This window comes from Enterobacter sp. UNJFSC 003, assembly GCF_036903355.1.
Taxonomy (GTDB): domain Bacteria; phylum Pseudomonadota; class Gammaproteobacteria; order Enterobacterales; family Enterobacteriaceae; genus Enterobacter.
In genome coordinates, this window is the sequence record NZ_JBAKHK010000010.1 from 95,057 (window position 1) to 111,637 (window position 16,581).

17 protein-coding genes and 2 tRNA genes are annotated in these 16,581 nt (G+C 55.9%); 12 read left to right on the forward strand and 7 right to left on the reverse strand.

The features are described 5' to 3' along the window. The first annotated feature begins 106 nt into the window (after window positions 1–106). Complete coding sequence (gene norR, locus V5P19_RS18925) at window positions 107–1,621, forward strand: nitric oxide reductase transcriptional regulator NorR (RefSeq protein WP_334406387.1); 1,515 nt, start codon at window positions 107–109, stop codon at window positions 1,619–1,621. Here norR and gutQ read toward each other — a convergent pair. The 7 genes from gutQ to srlA all read right to left on the reverse strand — a co-directional run bounded on the left by gutQ (window position 1,618) and on the right by srlA (window position 6,520). Continuing rightward, a complete protein-coding gene (gene gutQ / locus V5P19_RS18930; protein WP_334406389.1) occupies window positions 1,618–2,583 on the reverse strand; it encodes an arabinose-5-phosphate isomerase GutQ in 966 nt (321 codons plus the stop codon). The genes norR and gutQ overlap by 4 nt on opposite strands. Next, window positions 2,576–3,349, reverse strand: coding sequence for a DNA-binding transcriptional repressor (locus tag V5P19_RS18935; protein ID WP_334406391.1), 774 nt, complete (start codon window positions 3,347–3,349; stop codon window positions 2,576–2,578). Before V5P19_RS18935 ends, gutQ begins: the two co-directional genes overlap by 8 nt. A gap of 63 nt (window positions 3,350–3,412) precedes the next feature. Beyond that, complete coding sequence (gene gutM / locus V5P19_RS18940) at window positions 3,413–3,772, reverse strand: transcriptional regulator GutM (protein WP_334406393.1); 360 nt, start codon at window positions 3,770–3,772, stop codon at window positions 3,413–3,415. A gap of 58 nt (window positions 3,773–3,830) precedes the next feature. Continuing rightward, entirely contained in the window at window positions 3,831–4,610 is a 780-nt protein-coding gene (srlD, locus tag V5P19_RS18945; RefSeq protein ID WP_334406395.1) for a sorbitol-6-phosphate dehydrogenase, read from the reverse strand. A 15-nt stretch (window positions 4,611–4,625) separates the two neighbouring features. After that, complete coding sequence (srlB, locus tag V5P19_RS18950) at window positions 4,626–4,988, reverse strand: PTS glucitol/sorbitol transporter subunit IIA (protein WP_334406396.1); 363 nt, start codon at window positions 4,986–4,988, stop codon at window positions 4,626–4,628. Between the two features lie 12 nt (window positions 4,989–5,000). Then, window positions 5,001–5,960 carry a PTS glucitol/sorbitol transporter subunit IIB gene (locus V5P19_RS18955; protein WP_334406397.1) on the reverse strand — a complete coding sequence of 320 codons (960 nt, stop codon included), beginning with the start codon at window positions 5,958–5,960 and terminating at the stop codon, window positions 5,001–5,003. Next, window positions 5,957–6,520, reverse strand: a complete 564-nt coding sequence (srlA, locus tag V5P19_RS18960; protein ID WP_334406399.1) for a PTS glucitol/sorbitol transporter subunit IIC — start codon at window positions 6,518–6,520, stop codon at window positions 5,957–5,959. Before srlA ends, V5P19_RS18955 begins: the two co-directional genes overlap by 4 nt. A 270-nt stretch (window positions 6,521–6,790) precedes the next feature. On the opposite strand from srlA, the gene mltB reads away from it, so the two are divergent. The 11 genes from mltB (at window position 6,791) to V5P19_RS19015 (ending at window position 16,579) form a co-directional block, all read left to right on the forward strand. After that, the gene (mltB, locus tag V5P19_RS18965) at window positions 6,791–7,891 is read left to right on the forward strand and encodes a lytic murein transglycosylase B (RefSeq protein ID WP_334406401.1); all 1,101 of its coding nucleotides are present in this window, start codon (window positions 6,791–6,793) and stop codon (window positions 7,889–7,891) included. A gap of 238 nt (window positions 7,892–8,129) precedes the next feature. Further along, a complete protein-coding gene (locus V5P19_RS18970) occupies window positions 8,130–8,783 on the forward strand; it encodes an ATP-binding cassette domain-containing protein (protein WP_334406403.1) in 654 nt (217 codons plus the stop codon). Then, window positions 8,780–9,640 carry a metal ABC transporter permease gene (locus V5P19_RS18975; RefSeq protein ID WP_334406405.1) on the forward strand — a complete coding sequence of 287 codons (861 nt, stop codon included), beginning with the start codon at window positions 8,780–8,782 and terminating at the stop codon, window positions 9,638–9,640. The genes V5P19_RS18970 and V5P19_RS18975 overlap by 4 nt, the downstream gene beginning before the upstream one ends. Before the next feature lie 14 nt (window positions 9,641–9,654). Then, complete coding sequence (locus tag V5P19_RS18980) at window positions 9,655–10,533, forward strand: metal ABC transporter substrate-binding protein (RefSeq protein ID WP_334406407.1); 879 nt, start codon at window positions 9,655–9,657, stop codon at window positions 10,531–10,533. Window positions 10,534–10,662: 129 nt separating this feature from the next. Then, the gene (pncC, locus tag V5P19_RS18985) at window positions 10,663–11,160 is read left to right on the forward strand and encodes a nicotinamide-nucleotide amidase (RefSeq protein WP_334406409.1); all 498 of its coding nucleotides are present in this window, start codon (window positions 10,663–10,665) and stop codon (window positions 11,158–11,160) included. Window positions 11,161–11,251: 91 nt separating this feature from the next. Then, window positions 11,252–12,310 (forward strand): recombinase RecA, encoded by a 1,059-nt coding sequence (gene recA, locus V5P19_RS18990; protein WP_334406411.1) that lies wholly within the window; start codon window positions 11,252–11,254, stop codon window positions 12,308–12,310. A 68-nt stretch (window positions 12,311–12,378) separates the two neighbouring features. Continuing rightward, window positions 12,379–12,879, forward strand: coding sequence for a recombination regulator RecX (gene recX / locus V5P19_RS18995; protein ID WP_334406412.1), 501 nt, complete (start codon window positions 12,379–12,381; stop codon window positions 12,877–12,879). Window positions 12,880–13,010: 131 nt separating this feature from the next. Further along, window positions 13,011–15,638 carry an alanine--tRNA ligase gene (gene alaS, locus V5P19_RS19000; protein ID WP_334406414.1) on the forward strand — a complete coding sequence of 876 codons (2,628 nt, stop codon included), beginning with the start codon at window positions 13,011–13,013 and terminating at the stop codon, window positions 15,636–15,638. 241 nt (window positions 15,639–15,879) lie between these two features. Next, window positions 15,880–16,065 (forward strand): carbon storage regulator CsrA, encoded by a 186-nt coding sequence (csrA, locus tag V5P19_RS19005; RefSeq protein WP_000906486.1) that lies wholly within the window; start codon window positions 15,880–15,882, stop codon window positions 16,063–16,065. Between the two features lie 343 nt (window positions 16,066–16,408). Beyond that, a tRNA-Ser gene (locus V5P19_RS19010) sits at window positions 16,409–16,501 on the forward strand. Between the two features lie 4 nt (window positions 16,502–16,505). Continuing rightward, window positions 16,506–16,579: transfer RNA gene (locus V5P19_RS19015), tRNA-Arg, on the forward strand. Window positions 16,580–16,581: the final 2 nt, after the last annotated feature.

Here is a 16,581-nt window from a genome sequence, read left to right on the forward strand (position 1 = left end):
TTTTAATAGTTTTTTATTTCCATAGCCCTTATTGGTTAGTCATTATGACTATTTTAATTAATGTCAATATGACAATATACGTTGTCAAAATGACAGCGAGGTACACATGAGCTTTTCCGTGGACGTGCTGGCGAATATCGCCATTGAGTTACAGACCGGTATCGGTCATCAGGATCGTTTTCAGCGGCTGATCTCCACGCTGCGCCACGTTCTGCAATGCGATGCGTCCGCGCTGCTGCGCTACGAAGGACGACAGTTTATTCCGCTCGCGATCGACGGGCTGGCGCAGGACGTACTGGGGCGTCGTTTTACGCTGGAAGGTCATCCGCGCCTGGAGACCATTGCCCGCGCGGGAGATGTGGTGCGGTTTCCGGCGGACAGCGATTTGCCGGATCCCTATGACGGCCTGATCCCGGGACAGGAGAGCCTGAAGGTTCACGCCTGCATTGGCTTGCCGCTGTTTGCCGGGCAAAATTTGATTGGCGCACTTACCCTCGACGGCATGTCGCCGGATCAGTTCGATACCTTCAGTGACGAAGAGCTGCGGCTGATTGCTGCCCTGGCCGCCGGTGCGCTCAACAACGCCCTGCTGATTGAACAGCTGGAGAGCCAGAACATTCTTCCCGGTAGCCCGGCGGCATTTGAACAGGTGACGCACACCGAGATGATTGGGCTGTCTCCGGGCATGGAGCAGCTTAAAAAAGAGATCGATATCGTGGCGGCCTCGGATTTGAACGTGCTGATCTTCGGGGAAACGGGCACCGGCAAAGAGCTGGTGGCGAAATCTATTCACGAAGCCTCGCCGCGCGCGGTGAATCCGCTGGTGTACCTCAACTGCGCGGCGCTGCCGGAAAGCGTGGCGGAAAGCGAGCTGTTTGGTCACGTCAAAGGGGCATTTACCGGGGCGATCAGCAACCGCAGCGGAAAGTTCGAAATGGCCGATAACGGCACGCTGTTCCTCGATGAAATTGGCGAACTGTCGCTCTCGCTGCAGGCCAAGCTGCTGCGCGTTTTGCAGTACGGCGACATTCAGCGCGTAGGGGATGATCGCAGCCTGAGGGTTGACGTGCGCGTGCTGGCGGCGACCAACCGTGATTTGCGTGAAGCGGTGCTGGCCGGGGACTTCCGCGCCGACCTGTTCCACCGCCTGAGCGTGTTCCCGCTTTCCGTTCCGCCGCTGCGTGAGCGTGGGGAAGACGTGGTGCTGCTGGCGGGTTATTTCTGCGAGCAGTGTCGGCTTAGAATGGGGTTGTCCCGCGTGGTGCTCAGCCCGGGGGCGCGAAGTCATCTGCTGAGCTACGGCTGGCCGGGCAACGTGCGTGAACTGGAACATGCGATCCACCGTGCAGTGGTGCTGGCGAGAGCAGCGCGTTCAGGCGATGACGTGGTGATCTACGCGGGCCATTTTGCGCTGCACGAGGACACCGCACCGGCCATGACTCCGGCTGTGCATGAAATCGCGAATGAGAACCTGCGCGAGGCGACGGAAGCGTTCCAGCGCCAAATGATTATCCGCGCGCTGGAGCATAACAACCGCAGCTGGGCGGCGTGTGCGCGGGCGCTAGAGATGGACGTCGCCAACCTGCACAGGCTGGCGAAGCGTCTGGGTTTGAAGGGTTAAATAATGCCTGCCTGGTAGAAATCCTGCAGGTTGATGGCACCGCAAAGGGTGCCGTTTTCATCCACCACCGGGGCGGCGGTGATTTTACGCTTCATCAATACCTCTTTGGCCTCAATGGCGCGGCTCTCGGCGTTCAGCGTCAGCCCGCCCTGGGTCATCGCTTCTAAAACCCGCGCTTCCAGCTTGCCGCCGCCCACCAGCCAGCGGCGCAGGTCGCCGTCGGTAAAGACGCCCTTCACGAAGCCGTCGCTGTCGCAAACCGCCACCAGGCCCAGGCCGGTGCGGCTGAGCTCCAGCATCGCGTCCATGACGCTGGTATCGAGTTTGACCTGCGGAATGGCATCGTCAGTTCGCATCAGGTGGTGAACCTTATTGAGCAGACGTGCCCCAAGCGCTCCGGCCGGATGCGAACGGGCGAAATCTTCTTCGTTAAAGCCGCGCGCCTGCATCACCGCCATCGCCAGCGCGTCGCCCATCATCAGCGTGTTAACGGTGCTGGAGGTGGGGGCGAGGTGCATTGGGCAGGCTTCACGTTCAACGGAAATATCCAGCACCGCTTTGGCGGCCAGCGCCAGGGGTGAGCGGGACTTCCCGGTCATCGCCAGCAGAGCGACCGACTTTTCCTGCAGTCGCGGAACAATTAAATCCAGCTCCTTCGCAGAACCGGAGTAGGAGATAAACAGCATTACGTCGCGGCTTTCGATCATCCCCAGATCGCCGTGCAGCGCTTCTGCCGGATGCACGAAGAAAGCGGGCGTCCCGGTGCTGGCAAGCGTGGCGGCAATCTTCTTGCCAATATGACCGGATTTACCGATCCCGGCCACAATCACTTTGCCCTCGCACTGGATAATGGTGTTCGCCGCGCGAACAAAATCATCGCCCAGACGTTCCGGCAGGCGGCTCGCTTCCTGCAGTTCCAGCATCAAGGTCTGTCGCGCTGCATTTAACAGAAAATCACTCATCTCTCTCTCCGGTTACGATCACGTCGATGCCTTTGTCTTCCAGCGCTTTTTTGAACGCCGGGTCGATGCCTGCGTCGGTAATCAGCGTATCAACGCTTTCAAGGCTACAGACAATATTGGGGCTTTTACGGCCAAATTTCGATGAATCAGCCATCAGGATCACTTCCCGCGCGGCGTTACACATGGCCTTGCTGACGCTGAACACCTCGTTGAAGGTCGTCACGCCAGCGTTCAGATCGATACCATCCGTGCCCATAAAGAGTTTATCAAAGCTGAAGTGTTCAAAAGCGTTCTCCGCCAGCTGGCCGTGAAATGACGCCGATTTTTTACGGAAGGTGCCGCCAGGCATCAGAATGGTTTGTTCGCTGTCGAACTCTGAGAGGGCATTAACGATGTGCAGGCTGTTAGTCATCACCGTGATGTTGTTAAATCGGCTGAGCAGCGGGATCATCTGCAGGACGGTGCTGCCCGCATCCAGAATGATGGAGTCGCCGTCATGGATGAATTTCACCGCGGATTCGGCAATCAGTGCTTTCTGATGCGTGTTAATCAGCGTTTTATGATCGATCGGCGGGTCGGCTTCGTCTTTGTTAAGCACCACGCCGCCGTAGGTTCGAATGACTGCGCCAGAATTTTCGAGCAATACCAGGTCCTTGCGTATTGTCGTGCCGGTGGTGTCAAAGTAGTGGGCCAAATCTTCTACCGAGCATTTTCCCTGCTTTTGCAGATACTCAAGAATGGCCGCCTGCCGCTGACGTGGTTTCATAGGCGCTTCGTTCCTTAGGTTGCGAAATGATAATTTCGCAAGCTTATAGCGTTCACAACGAAATTATCCATGTTTCAGATTAAGCGCTAATGATAGTGCATTCTGACAGAGTGAATCATGGGGAAAGATCACATCAGGCTGTAATTCCTGCAGCGAAATGCCGTTAATCGCCTGGATTTTCGTCGGACGAGCAAATACCGTTATGCCGCGCATGATGAGCGAATCGCAAACGCGGTTGTTTTCATCCAGCGCAATCGCGACCACCACCCGCGGTTTAAAGCGTCCGCCGGAACGCCCGACGCCCACGCGGCCTTTCTGGCACAGGGCATCGAACGCGCGGTTAAACTGATGAATTTGCCAGCCGCCAAATGCCATCTGGCAGATCCAGGCGATGGCGGCAACGATGATGAATGCAGTGACCATGATGGCTCCTTGTTGTGTTCCCTCTCCCCGTTGGGGAGAGGGTCAGGAAACGGATCGATCAGAACATGACCTGCCCGCCGGTGACGTTAATCGACTGCCCCGTGCAGTAAGAGGCCTTCGGGCTGGCATAAAACAGCAGCATGTTCAGCACGTCCTGATAGTCGCATCCGCGCTTCAACGGCACCTTGTCGATGTAATACTGCTCCACTTCGTCGGCATTAATGCCGAGCTTGGTGGCGTACTGCGGCAGTAAGGACTGGAACATCGGTGATTTCAACAGGTTGCCCAGCATCAGCGAGTGAACCGTAATACCGTATTCGGCCAGATCCAGCGCCAGTGACTGCGTTAGCCCCACGCCGCCAAACTTCGCCGCGCTGTAGCCGGAGTTGTGTTTGCTGCCCACTTTGCCCGATTTCGAGTTGATCTGAATGATGCGCCCCTGAATGCCGTCGCGGATCATCAGGCGGGAAAATTCGCGCGCGCAGAGGAAATAGCCCACCAGATTCACCTGCAGGGAGCGGTCGAAATCTCCCAGCGCGAAGTCGCTGATAAACGCCGCTTTCGCAATCCCCGCACTGTAGACCAGCAGGTCGGTACGGCCAAAAATCTCATCCACGCCGCGGGCGAGCGCCATCACGCTCTGTTCGCTGGTGGCATCGGCGCCAAACCCCCACGCCATCCCTTCGCCAAACTCGGTGTTGATGGCGTCCGCCACGCGGGCCGCTTTTTCACTCTGAATATCGACAACCGCCACGCGGTAACCTTCTGCGGCAAGCCCACGGCAGAGGAACTCCCCTAAGGTTTGTCCTCCACCAATGACAACGGCAACCTGACTCATATCTCTCTCCTTAAATTACGCAACAAATTTTAACGTGCAGCCTGGGATAACAGCCTGCGGAACCGGGCCGTCCACATGAACCGTGCCGGGATATTCCGCCTGCGGCTGGCCGTCAAAACGCAGGGTGATGTGGCCCAGCTCGCGCAGGTTTTGCTCGGCTACGTCGCCAACGGCGGTGACGGCATAGCGCCTTTCACCCAGCTCCAGATGGCTTCCGGCCTTGAGCTCACCGTGCAGCTCGCCGTGACAGTGGATAAAACAAAACTCTTCGATATCCGCCGGTGCGCCCTCGCGGAAGGTGATCAGCATCTGGTCGCTGAGGGCGTCGGCCGCGCTCTGGCCGATGCGGGTAATGGTGGTCTGGTAAATCACGCTCATCGCGGGAACCTCTTATTGATAAATAAAGCCGGAGACAAACCAGGCAATCAGCACCGTCGGTGCGCCCGTCAGGAAGCGGCTGACCAGAACGGACGGCACGCCCACGCGGACGGTGTCCTGACGCGCTTCGGCAAGCGATAAGCCAACGGGAATAAAGTCGCATGCCGCCTGGGCGTTAATGGCAAACAGGGCGGGCAGGGCGAGGTGTGGAGGAATGTTGCCAAGGCCAATCTGCACGCCAATCAGTACGCCGATCACCTGCGCAATGACCGCGCCCGGGCCGAGGAACGGCGACAGCAGCGGGAAGGAGCAGATCAGCGCCAGGGTCACCAGCCCAAGCGGGTGGCTGGCGAGCGGGGCAAGGCCGTGGGCAATCCAGTCGCCGAGGCCGGAAGCCATGATGATGCCGATCAGCGCCGAGACGAACGCCATAAACGGCAGGATGGTTTTCAGCACCGTGTCGATGGTGTCGCGCCCGGACTGGAACAGCACCGCCACGGCGGAACCCATGCCCATCCCGACCTTTGCCAGTAGCCCGTCGCTCTGCTCGGTGATCTTCTTGCTGGTGTCGTACTCGCGCGGTGCGGCTTTTTGCGGCGCGGGAGTGCCATTCACCAGAGTAATGTTGTCCTCCTTCACCCCCGACACATAAATATCTTCAAGGATGTACTGCGCCAGCGGGCCAGATTTTCCGGTGGAGTGAATATTCACCGTGGGAATACGCCGCTTCGGGTAGATACCGCAGCGCAGGGTGCCACCGCAGTCGATCACCGCCACGCCGATCTCTGCTTCCGGCGGCTCGCCCTCTTTAAAACCATCTACGGCTTCCCAGCCGGTGAGCTCGCGCAGCCTGTCGACAATCGCCGGGCGTGTGCCCGCGGTGATATAGACGATTTTTTTACCTTCAGTGGCGTCGAGCTCCAGCGGGCCACCCCAGCCGCCTGTCCCTTTTACAATCCGAATCCGGCTCATGCTGTGGCTCCTGAAAGATGGACTTTTTGCTCAAGCTGGATGCCCATTTTTTTCTCAAAAATGGCGGTGGTGAGGTCCGTCACCCAGCCGCGGAAGAAGTTGGTGACCAGGCCAACCAGCAGATAGCTTACGGCGAGCGGGCCGAGCGGCAGACCAAGCGTGGTCAGGCCGCTGGCAATGCCGAGATACACGAACAGCTCCCCGGGGTTGATATGCGGGAACAGGCCGTTCATCGAATGGCAACTGTAAGAGGCCGCGGCGTAGTAGCTCGGCTTGTATTTCTCTGGCATAAAGCGGCCGAGGCTCAAGGTCATCGGGTTGCAGAACACGAAGGTGCCGATGCAGGGCAGGACCAGATAACGGGAGATCGGATTACCCGCACAGCGCTGGGCGAAGCGTTCAATACGGTGCTGGCCGATAAAGTTGATCAGCGCGTTCATGATAACGAGCAGGCTGATCAGCAGGGGCAGGATCCCGGTCACCATGCCGGTGAATACTTCTCCGCCTTTCTGAAACAGCCCGATGAACCACTCGGCGCCGTGGGTGATGGTTTCTATCATTCTTCCCTCCTCAGGATTTTTGTTTTTGTATAACCGCGATTAATAATAATCACTTTGAAAGGTTTTAAAGTGTTAATTAGATCTCAAAGTGAAAGAAAAATAGATTATTTTGAAAGTTAATCGAGATGGCACGCATTTTACGGGCGAAAAAAGCGCAGATTTGCGTTGCGGTGCGTAAAGATTTGGCGGGGGAGGCGTGTAGCACTTCCTTGAGGTGTTGAGGATGCTTTACCATAATGGGTTCTTATCGAACCGTTAAATGGATGTCCCATGTTCAAGCGTCGTTATGCAGCGCTGTTACCTGCGCTTATTCTGCTGTCCGCCTGTAGTAGCAAACCGAAGACTGAAGCCGCTCAACAAACGGCTGGCGCGCCTTCCGGAGGGTTCTTGCTGGAGCCGCAGCATAATATGATGCAAATGGGGGGCGACTTCGCGAATAACCCGGCTGCCGAGCAGTTCATCGACAAAATGGTGAGCAAACACGGCTTTGACCGCCAGCAGCTGCATGAAATTTTATCGCAGGCGAAACGTCTGGACTACGTGCTGCGCCTGATGGACAGGCAGGCGCCGACGGCGCAGGTGCCGACCGGGCCAAACGGCGCGTGGCTGCGCTATCGCAAACAGTTCATTACCCCGGACAACGTGCAAAATGGCGTGGCGTTCTGGAATCAATATGAAGATGCGCTTAACCGTGCGTGGCAGGTGTACGGCGTGCCGCCGGAAATCATCGTCGGGATTATTGGCGTCGAGACCCGCTGGGGCCGCGTAATGGGCAAAACCCGCATCCTCGATGCGCTGGCCACGCTCTCCTTTAATTACCCGCGCCGCGCCGAGTATTTCTCGTCCGAGCTGGAAACCTTCCTGCTGATGGCGCGCAATGAGCAGGATGACCCGCTGGATCTTAAAGGTTCGTTTGCCGGTGCAATGGGGTACGGTCAGTTTATGCCGTCGTCCTATAAGCAGTATGCCGTCGACTTTAACGGTGATGGTCATATCAACCTGTGGGATCCGGTAGATGCGATTGGCAGCGTGGCGAACTACTTCAAAGCGCACGGCTGGACGCCGGGCGGCCAAGTTGCCGTGCAGGCGAACGGCGAAGCATTCGGTCTGGAAAACGGCTTTAAAACCAAATACAGCGTTGCGCAGTTAATGGCCGCAGGCTTAACGCCGACCCAGCCGCTGGGCAATGTTGATCAGGTGAGTCTGCTGCGCCTGGACGTCGGGACGGGCTATCAGTACTGGTTCGGTATGCCGAACTTCTACACCATCACCCGCTATAACCACAGTACCCACTATGCAATGGCGGTATGGCAACTGGGTCTTGCGGTTTCGCAAGCGCGCGTGCCTGCGGCCTCGCCGTTTAGTCAGTAATATGCTGGTTCCATGTCGGGCGTTGCCTGGCATGGAACCAGAAACATTTCGCCACACTCCCTTTTTACCGCTTCCATTTACATCTTCATTACCTTTCGTTATTGTTATGTTATAACATAAATATCGGTATCAAGATGTCTACTTCTCTTTTCTCCCTGTCCGCACTTATCCGGCTGCTGCTGGCCCTGGTGCTTATTGCGTGTATCGGCCTGGCGACGCGCTGGGCGGTGGCGCTGCCATGATGATATTGAGCGAACTGACGGCAGGTTACGATCGCCAGCCCGTTACGCGCCCTTTATCCGGAATAATTGAACGCGGAAGCATGACCGCCATTATCGGAGCGAACGGCTGCGGGAAGTCCACGCTACTGAAAACGCTCGCCGGGTTTATCCCTCCTGTGAGCGGGCATTTTCGCTGGCAGGGGAAGCGTCCGGTGATGGGCTGGCTGGCGCAGCGTCACGCGCTGGAGGCGCAATTTCCGCTGACCGTGCAGGATGTGGTGAGCATGGGCTGCTGGCCGGATGTTTCGTTTTTTGCTGGTTTTGGTCGTGAAACGCGGTTGCGCATTGCCCGTGCGCTTGAGCGCGTGGGGCTGGAGTCAATGGCGCTAACAACCATTGACGAACTGTCTGGCGGGCAGTTTCAGCGCATGCTTTTTGCGCGCGTGCTGGTGCAACAGGCCCCGCTGGTGATGCTTGATGAACCCTTTACCGGCGTTGATGAAGCGACCTGTAACGTGCTGATGGCTCTGATGATGGAGATGTATATGCAGGGTCAAACCCTGCTGGCGGTACTGCATGATAGCGAACGCGTATCGCGTCACTTCCCGCAAACGTTACGGCTGGATGCCGACATCCCCCACTGGAAAACCGAGAGGGTGAGGGTGTCATGATCTGGCATACCTTCTTTCAACCTTTTGTCGACTACGGTTTTATGCGTCGTGCGCTGGTGGTCTGCCTGGCGTTATCCGTGAGTACCACGGCGCTGGGCGTATTTCTGCAACTGCGCCGAATGAGCCTGATGGGCGATGCGCTGTCCCACGCCATTTTACCGGGCGTTGCCGTGGGGTACTTGCTTAGCGGAATGTCGCTTTTGGCGATGAGCATCGGCGGATTTATTGCCGGCATTACCGTCGCGCTGGTGGCCGGTCTGGTGAGCCGCCGCACGCCGCTCAAAGAGGATGCCAGCTTTGCGGGGTTCTATCTTGGCTCGCTGGCGCTAGGCGTCACGCTGGTGTCGCTGCGCGGTTCAAATGTCGATCTGCTGCACCTGCTGTTTGGCTCCATTCTTGCGGTGGATAACGACGCGGCGAAGTTTGTGGTGGGCGTGTGCATCTTCACGCTGATCGCGTTGGCGATTTTCTATCGCGGGCTGGTGACCGAGGCGTTTGATAGCGCCTGGCTGCAGGTCAACGCCGGTTGGTTACCCGGTGCATTACACGGCCTGTTTTTGGCGCTGCTGGTGCTCAACCTGGTGGCTGGCTTTCAGGTGCTCGGCACGCTGATGGCCGTGGGGCTGATGATGTTGCCCGCCGTGGCGGCACGCTGCTGGGCACGCACTTTACCCGGCTTGTTATTAACGGCAGGTATCAGCGGAATTTTCTGCGCGTGGCTGGGGCTAAGCCTCTCCTGGGCTGCCAGCCTGCCAGCCGGGCCATCTATCGTGCTAACCGCCAGCGCGCTGTTCTTTATCTCCATTTTATTTGGCACGCGTAGCCGGCTGGCTGGCAGCCTGCGTACGCTTTTTTAAGGCAAGGGGAAATCATGAAACTTACCGGAGTAGCCGTGGCGCTTGCGCTTGGGATGATGTCGCAGGGGGGAATGGCGAAAACGCTCAACGTAGTGACAAGTTTTTCAATACTGGGAGATATCACCCAGGAGGTGGGGGGCGAACATGTGAAGGTCACCACGCTGGTGGGGCCGGACGGCGATCCGCATACCTTCGAACCCTCACCGAAAGACAGCGCTGTGCTGAGCAAAGCCGATGTGGTTGTGGTAAATGGCCTGGGGCTGGAGGGCTGGCTCGACCGCCTGGTAAAAGCCTCCGGGTTTAAGGGGCAGCTGGTGGTGGCGTCGACCGGCGTGAAGACCCATACGCTGGAGGAAGAGGGCAAAACCGTGACCGATCCCCACGCGTGGAACAGCGCGGCGAACGGGGCACTGTACGCGCAAAATATTCTCTCGGGGCTGGTGAAGGCCGATCCTGACGATAAAGCTGCGCTGGAGGCTTCAGGAAAACCCTATATCGCCCAGCTCACCCAGTTGGATAGCTGGGCCAAAACGCGCTTTAGCGAAATCCCTCGGGCAAAACGTAACGTGCTGACCAGCCATGATGCCTTCGGCTATTTCAGCCGCGCCTACGGCGTGACCTTTATGGCACCGCAGGGGCTCTCGTCAGAGAGCGAAGCCAGCGCAGCGCAGGTGGCGGAGATCATTAATCAGATCAAAGCGGACGGCGTGAAGACCTGGTTTATGGAAAACCAGCTCGACCCGCGTCTGGTAAAACAAATTGCCAGCGCCACGGGCGCGCAGTTGGGCGGAGCGCTTTATCCGGAAGCGCTGTCGGCAAAAGGCGGGGTAGCTGATACCTACGTTAAGGCGTTTCGCCACAACGTGGACACGCTTGCGAACAGCATGAAATAACCTTTACCCGAGCCGGTGCGCCAGCATCGGCTTTTTCTGAAGCGCCCTCGTAAAACCTGAACCTCATCCCCATATCTCACGAGAAAGTGCTATCTTGTGCAGCATGTTTTTCTGATGCCTGGAGCGAGAATGACTGACCATGAATTGATGCAGCTTAGCGAAGTGGTAGGGCTGGCGCTGAAGCAGCGTGGGGCGACGATTACCACCGCTGAGTCCTGTACCGGCGGCTGGGTTGCCAAAGTGATCACGGATATTGCAGGCAGTTCCGCCTGGTTTGAACGTGGCTTTGTCACCTACAGTAATGAAGCTAAGGCGCAGATGATTGGCGTACGCGAATCTACGCTTGAACAGCACGGTGCGGTTAGCGAACCGGTGGTCATCGAGATGGCCATTGGGGCGTTGAAAGAAGCGCAGGCAGATTATGCCCTCTCCATCAGCGGCATTGCAGGGCCGGACGGCGGCAGCGACGTTAAGCCTGTTGGCACCGTCTGGTTTGGTTTTGCCACGTCAAAAGGCGAGGGCATTACGCGTAGGGAGTGCTTTAGCGGTGACCGCGAAAGCGTGCGTCGTCAGGCAACCGTTTATGCATTAAAAACGCTCTGGCAACAATTTCTACAAAACACTTGATACTGTATGACCATACAGTATAATTGCATCAACAGAACAGAATTCACCCCGGTAAATACGTAAACGTATTTGCTGTATGACAGGAGTAATAATGGCTATCGACGAAAACAAACAGAAAGCGTTGGCGGCAGCACTGGGCCAAATCGAAAAACAATTCGGTAAAGGCTCCATCATGCGCCTGGGTGAAGACCGTTCCATGGACGTGGAAACCATCTCCACCGGTTCGCTTTCTCTGGATATCGCACTGGGTGCTGGCGGTTTGCCAATGGGCCGTATCGTAGAAATCTACGGACCTGAATCCTCCGGTAAAACCACCCTGACGCTGCAGGTTGTTGCTGCGGCACAGCGCGAAGGTAAAACTTGTGCGTTTATCGATGCCGAGCACGCGCTGGACCCTGTCTATGCTCGTAAACTGGGCGTGGATATCGATAATCTGCTGTGTTCTCAGCCAGATACCGGTGAGCAGGCGCTCGAAATTTGTGACGCGCTCGCACGTTCCGGTGCCGTTGACGTTATCGTGGTCGACTCCGTTGCTGCGCTGACGCCAAAAGCGGAAATCGAAGGCGAAATCGGTGACTCTCACATGGGCCTCGCGGCACGTATGATGAGCCAGGCGATGCGTAAGCTGGCCGGTAACCTGAAGCAGTCCAATACGCTGCTGATCTTCATCAACCAGATCCGTATGAAAATTGGTGTGATGTTCGGTAACCCGGAAACCACAACCGGTGGTAACGCCCTGAAGTTCTACGCCTCTGTGCGTCTGGATATCCGCCGTATCGGTGCGGTAAAAGACGGTGAAAACGTGGTCGGTAGTGAAACCCGCGTGAAGGTGGTGAAGAACAAAATCGCAGCACCGTTCAAACAGGCAGAATTCCAGATCCTCTACGGTGAAGGCATTAACTTCTACGGCGAGCTGGTTGACCTGGGCGTGAAAGAGAAGCTGATTGAAAAAGCGGGCGCCTGGTATAGCTACAACGGCGATAAGATTGGTCAGGGTAAAGCGAATGCTATCTCCTGGCTGAAAGAGAACCCGGCTGCGGCGAAAGAGATCGAGAAGAAAGTGCGTGAGCTTCTGCTGAACAACCAGGACTCTAAACCAGATTTCGCGGTTGATAGCGCGAGTGCTGAAGAAACGAACGAAGACTTTTAATTCTCTCGTTTAATGATGAAGGGCTGCTGATGCGGCCCTTTTTGCATTTCTGAACCAGCAGGTTTTTTATGAGTGAACCTACATCACGTCGACCGGCATACTCACGCTTACTGGATCGGGCGGTGCGCATCCTTGCCGTGCGCGACCACAGTGAGCAAGAGCTGCGACGTAAGCTCGCCGCGCCGATAATGAGTAAAAATGGGCCAGAAGAGATAGATGCTACTGCGGAAGATTACGACCGCGTGATTGCCTGGTGCTACGAGCACCACTATCTGGATGATGAGCGTTTTGCGGCCCGATTTCTCGCCAGCCGAGGCCGTAAAGGATACGGTCCCGCACGTATCCGCCAGGAGCTGAATCAGAAAGGCGTGGCGCGTGAATCTATTGAGAAAGCGATGCGTGAATGTGACACAGACTGGTGCGAACTCGCCAGAGATCAGGCTGTGCGTAAATACGGAGAACCGCTCCCGCGTGAATTTTCAGAAAAAGTCAAAATTCAGCGCTTTTTGCTCTACCGCGGCTTTCTGATGGAAGATATTCAGGATATCTGGCGTAATTTTGCCGAATGAACGCATGCGGGATTTTACTTCCCACTAAAGAAAACTTATCTTATTCCCACTTTTTCCAGTAGCTGGTCTGTCCAACTGTGTGCAGAGACGGACTTGCTACGACATTTCGTTAGCTTGATTTCAGGATAATTATGAGCAAGAGCACCGCTGAGATCCGTCAGGCGTTTCTCGACTTTTTCCATAGTAAGGGACACCAGGTTGTTGCCAGCAGCTCCCTGGTACCGAACAACGATCCGACTTTACTGTTTACCAACGCCGGGATGAACCAGTTCAAGGATGTATTCCTTGGTCTCGACAAGCGTAATTATTCCCGCGCCACGACCTCACAGCGTTGCGTGCGTGCGGGCGGTAAACATAATGACCTGGAAAACGTCGGTTACACCGCGCGCCACCATACCTTCTTCGAAATGCTGGGTAACTTCAGCTTCGGCGACTATTTCAAACACGACGCCATTCAATATGCATGGGAACTGCTGACCGGTGAAAACTGGTTCAACCTGCCGAAAGAGCGTCTGTGGGTGACCGTGTATGAAACCGATGACGAAGCATTCGACATCTGGGAAAAAGAGGTTGGCATCCCGCGCGAGCGTATTATTCGCATCGGTGATAACAAAGGCGCACCGTATGCGTCTGACAACTTCTGGCAGATGGGCGACACCGGCCCTTGCGGTCCGTGCACCGAGATCTTTTACGATCACGGCGACCATATTTGGGGCGGTCCTCCGGGCAGCGCTGAAGAAGATGGCGATCGCTACATTGAGATCTGGAACATCGTCTTTATGCAGTTCAACCGTCAGGCTGACGGTACGATGGAGCCGCTGCCGAAGCCGTCTGTTGATACCGGTATGGGTCTGGAGCGTATCGCGGCTGTTCTGCAGCATGTTAACTCCAACTATGACATCGACCTGTTCAGCACGCTGATCAAGTCCGTGGCTGAAGTGACCGGTGCGACCGATCTCAGCAACAAATCTCTGCGCGTTATCGCAGACCATATTCGTTCTTGTGCATTCCTGATTGCCGATGGCGTTATCCCGTCGAATGAAAACCGTGGCTACGTGCTACGTCGTATCATTCGTCGCGCGATCCGCCATGGCAACATGCTGGGCGCAAAAGATACCTTCTTCTATAAACTCGTTGGGCCACTGGTTGGCGTAATGGGTGCAGCCGGCGACGAGCTGAAACGCCAGCAGGCGCAGGTTGAGCAGGTTCTGAAAACGGAAGAAGAGCAGTTTGCCCGTACGCTGGAGCGTGGTCTGGCGCTGCTGGACGACGAACTGTCTAAGCTTAAAGGCGACACGCTGGATGGCGAAACCGCTTTCCGCCTGTACGACACCTACGGCTTCCCGGTTGACCTGACGGCAGACGTTTGCCGAGAGCGTAATATCAAAGTTGACGAAGCTGGCTTTGAAGCCGCAATGGAAGAACAGCGCCGTCGTGCGCGTGAGTCCAGCGGTTTTGGCGCAGACTATAACGCGATGATCCGCGTTGATGGAGCGTCTGAATTTAAAGGTTACGACAGCCTGGAACTGACCGGTAAAGTGACCGCACTGTTTGTTGACGGTAAAGCCGTAGACAGCATCAGCGCGGGTCAGGATGCCGTTGTCATTCTGGACAAAACGCCGTTCTATGCTGAATCAGGCGGTCAGGTTGGCGATAAAGGCGAACTGAAAGGTAACGGTTTCAGCTTCAGCGTAACCGATACCCAGAAATATGGTCAGGCGATCGGCCACCAGGGCAAACTGGTTTCCGGTTCTCTGAAGGTGGGTGAGGGGGTTCAGGCTAACGTTGATGAAATGCGCCGTGCGCGTATCCGTCTGAACCACTCTGCAACGCACCTGATGCACGCTGCCCTGCGCGACGTGCTGGGTACCCACGTTGCACAAAAAGGTTCTCTGGTTAACGACAAAGTGCTGCGTTTCGACTTCTCTCATTTTGAAGCGATGAAGCCGTCTGAAATTCGTGCGGTGGAAGATCTGGTGAATGCCCAGATTCGTCGTAACCTGCCAATCGAAACCCATATCATGGATCTCGAGGCGGCGAAGAAGAAAGGTGCAATGGCGCTGTTTGGTGAGAAATATGACGAACGTGTTCGCGTACTGAGCATGGGCGACTTCTCTACCGAACTGTGCGGTGGTACTCACGCCGCGCGCACCGGTGATATCGGTCTGTTCCGCATCGTTTCTGAATCGGGTACGGCGGCAGGCGTTCGTCGTATCGAAGCGGTAACCGGTGAAGGTGCGATTGCCAGCCTGCATGCGCAGAGCGACCAACTGCACGATATCGCGCAGTTGCTGAAAGGCGATAGCCAGAACCTGGGCGAGAAAGTGCGTGTTGCGCTGGATCGTACCCGCCAGCTGGAAAAAGAGCTGCAGCAGCTGAAAGAGCAGGCGGCAGCGCAGGAGAGTGCAAACCTCTCCAGCAAAGCGGTAGACATTAAGGGTGTTAAGCTTCTGGTCAGCGATCTGGCCGGTGTTGAGCCTAAGATGCTGCGTACTATGGTCGACGATCTGAAGAACCAACTCGGTTCAACGGTTATCGTGCTGGCGACAGTGGCAGACGGTAAGGTTTCTCTGATTGCGGGCGTTTCTAAGGATGTGACCGACCGCGTTAAAGCAGGGGAATTGATTGGTATGGTCGCTCAGCAGGTGGGCGGCAAAGGTGGCGGTCGTCCGGACATGGCGCAAGCTGGTGGTACGGATGCGGCGGCACTTCCTGCAGCATTGGCCAGCGTTGAAAGCTGGGTAAGTGCGAAACTGTAAAAACTACAAAGCACAAACAGACGCCGTAACGACCTCGTTATGGCGTCTTGTTCACTGCGCTATCGATAACGATAAAGTCAGGTTGAGTTTGTGTATATCGGCTAAACTTACGTTTAACAGAATGTGATGCCGTGACTGCTTACACTTTACGTGTTTGTCATCGCTTACTTTTTGGCGTTATATGATGGATAATGCCGGGATACAAGAGACCCGACTCTTTTAATCTTTCAAGGAGCAAAGAATGCTGATTCTGACTCGTCGAGTTGGTGAGACCCTCATGATTGGGGATGAGGTCACCGTGACAGTTTTAGGGGTAAAGGGTAACCAGGTTCGTATTGGTGTGAACGCCCCTAAAGAAGTATCTGTCCACCGTGAAGAGATCTACCAGCGTATCCAGGCTGAAAAATCCCAGCAGTCCAGTTACTGATATTATCGCGTCTCGCTGTCGGGCGAGACGCAACCCCTCCCGCTATTTTTCCTGCTTAACGTTACCATTCGATTTCAATCGCTCTGTTTTTAACCACTCCCCCAACGTTATCTCGTCATGACACCACGCTTCTCGCGCAAGTTTTCTGTGAAGATGTCTGCAAAATCCGCTTATAAAACACCCTCTTTGCGGCTTTTACATGCGAATTGCGTGTGATTTGTGCAAACGATAAAAGGTTGTGGAAAATTGTTTGACTTATAAGTCCCAGAAAGTAATATATGCGCCACGCAGCGACGAGAAGCTCTTAACGAGTTACTCGAAGCACTCGAAAGAGGCGTTGTGTGGTGAGGTGGCCGAGAGGCTGAAGGCGCTCCCCTGCTAAGGGAGTATGCGGTCAAAAGCTGCATCCGGGGTTCGAATCCCCGCCTCACCGCCATTTTGCATCCGTAGCTCAGCTGGATAGAGTACTCGGCTACGAACCGAGCGGTCGGAGGTTCGAATCCTCCCGGATGCACC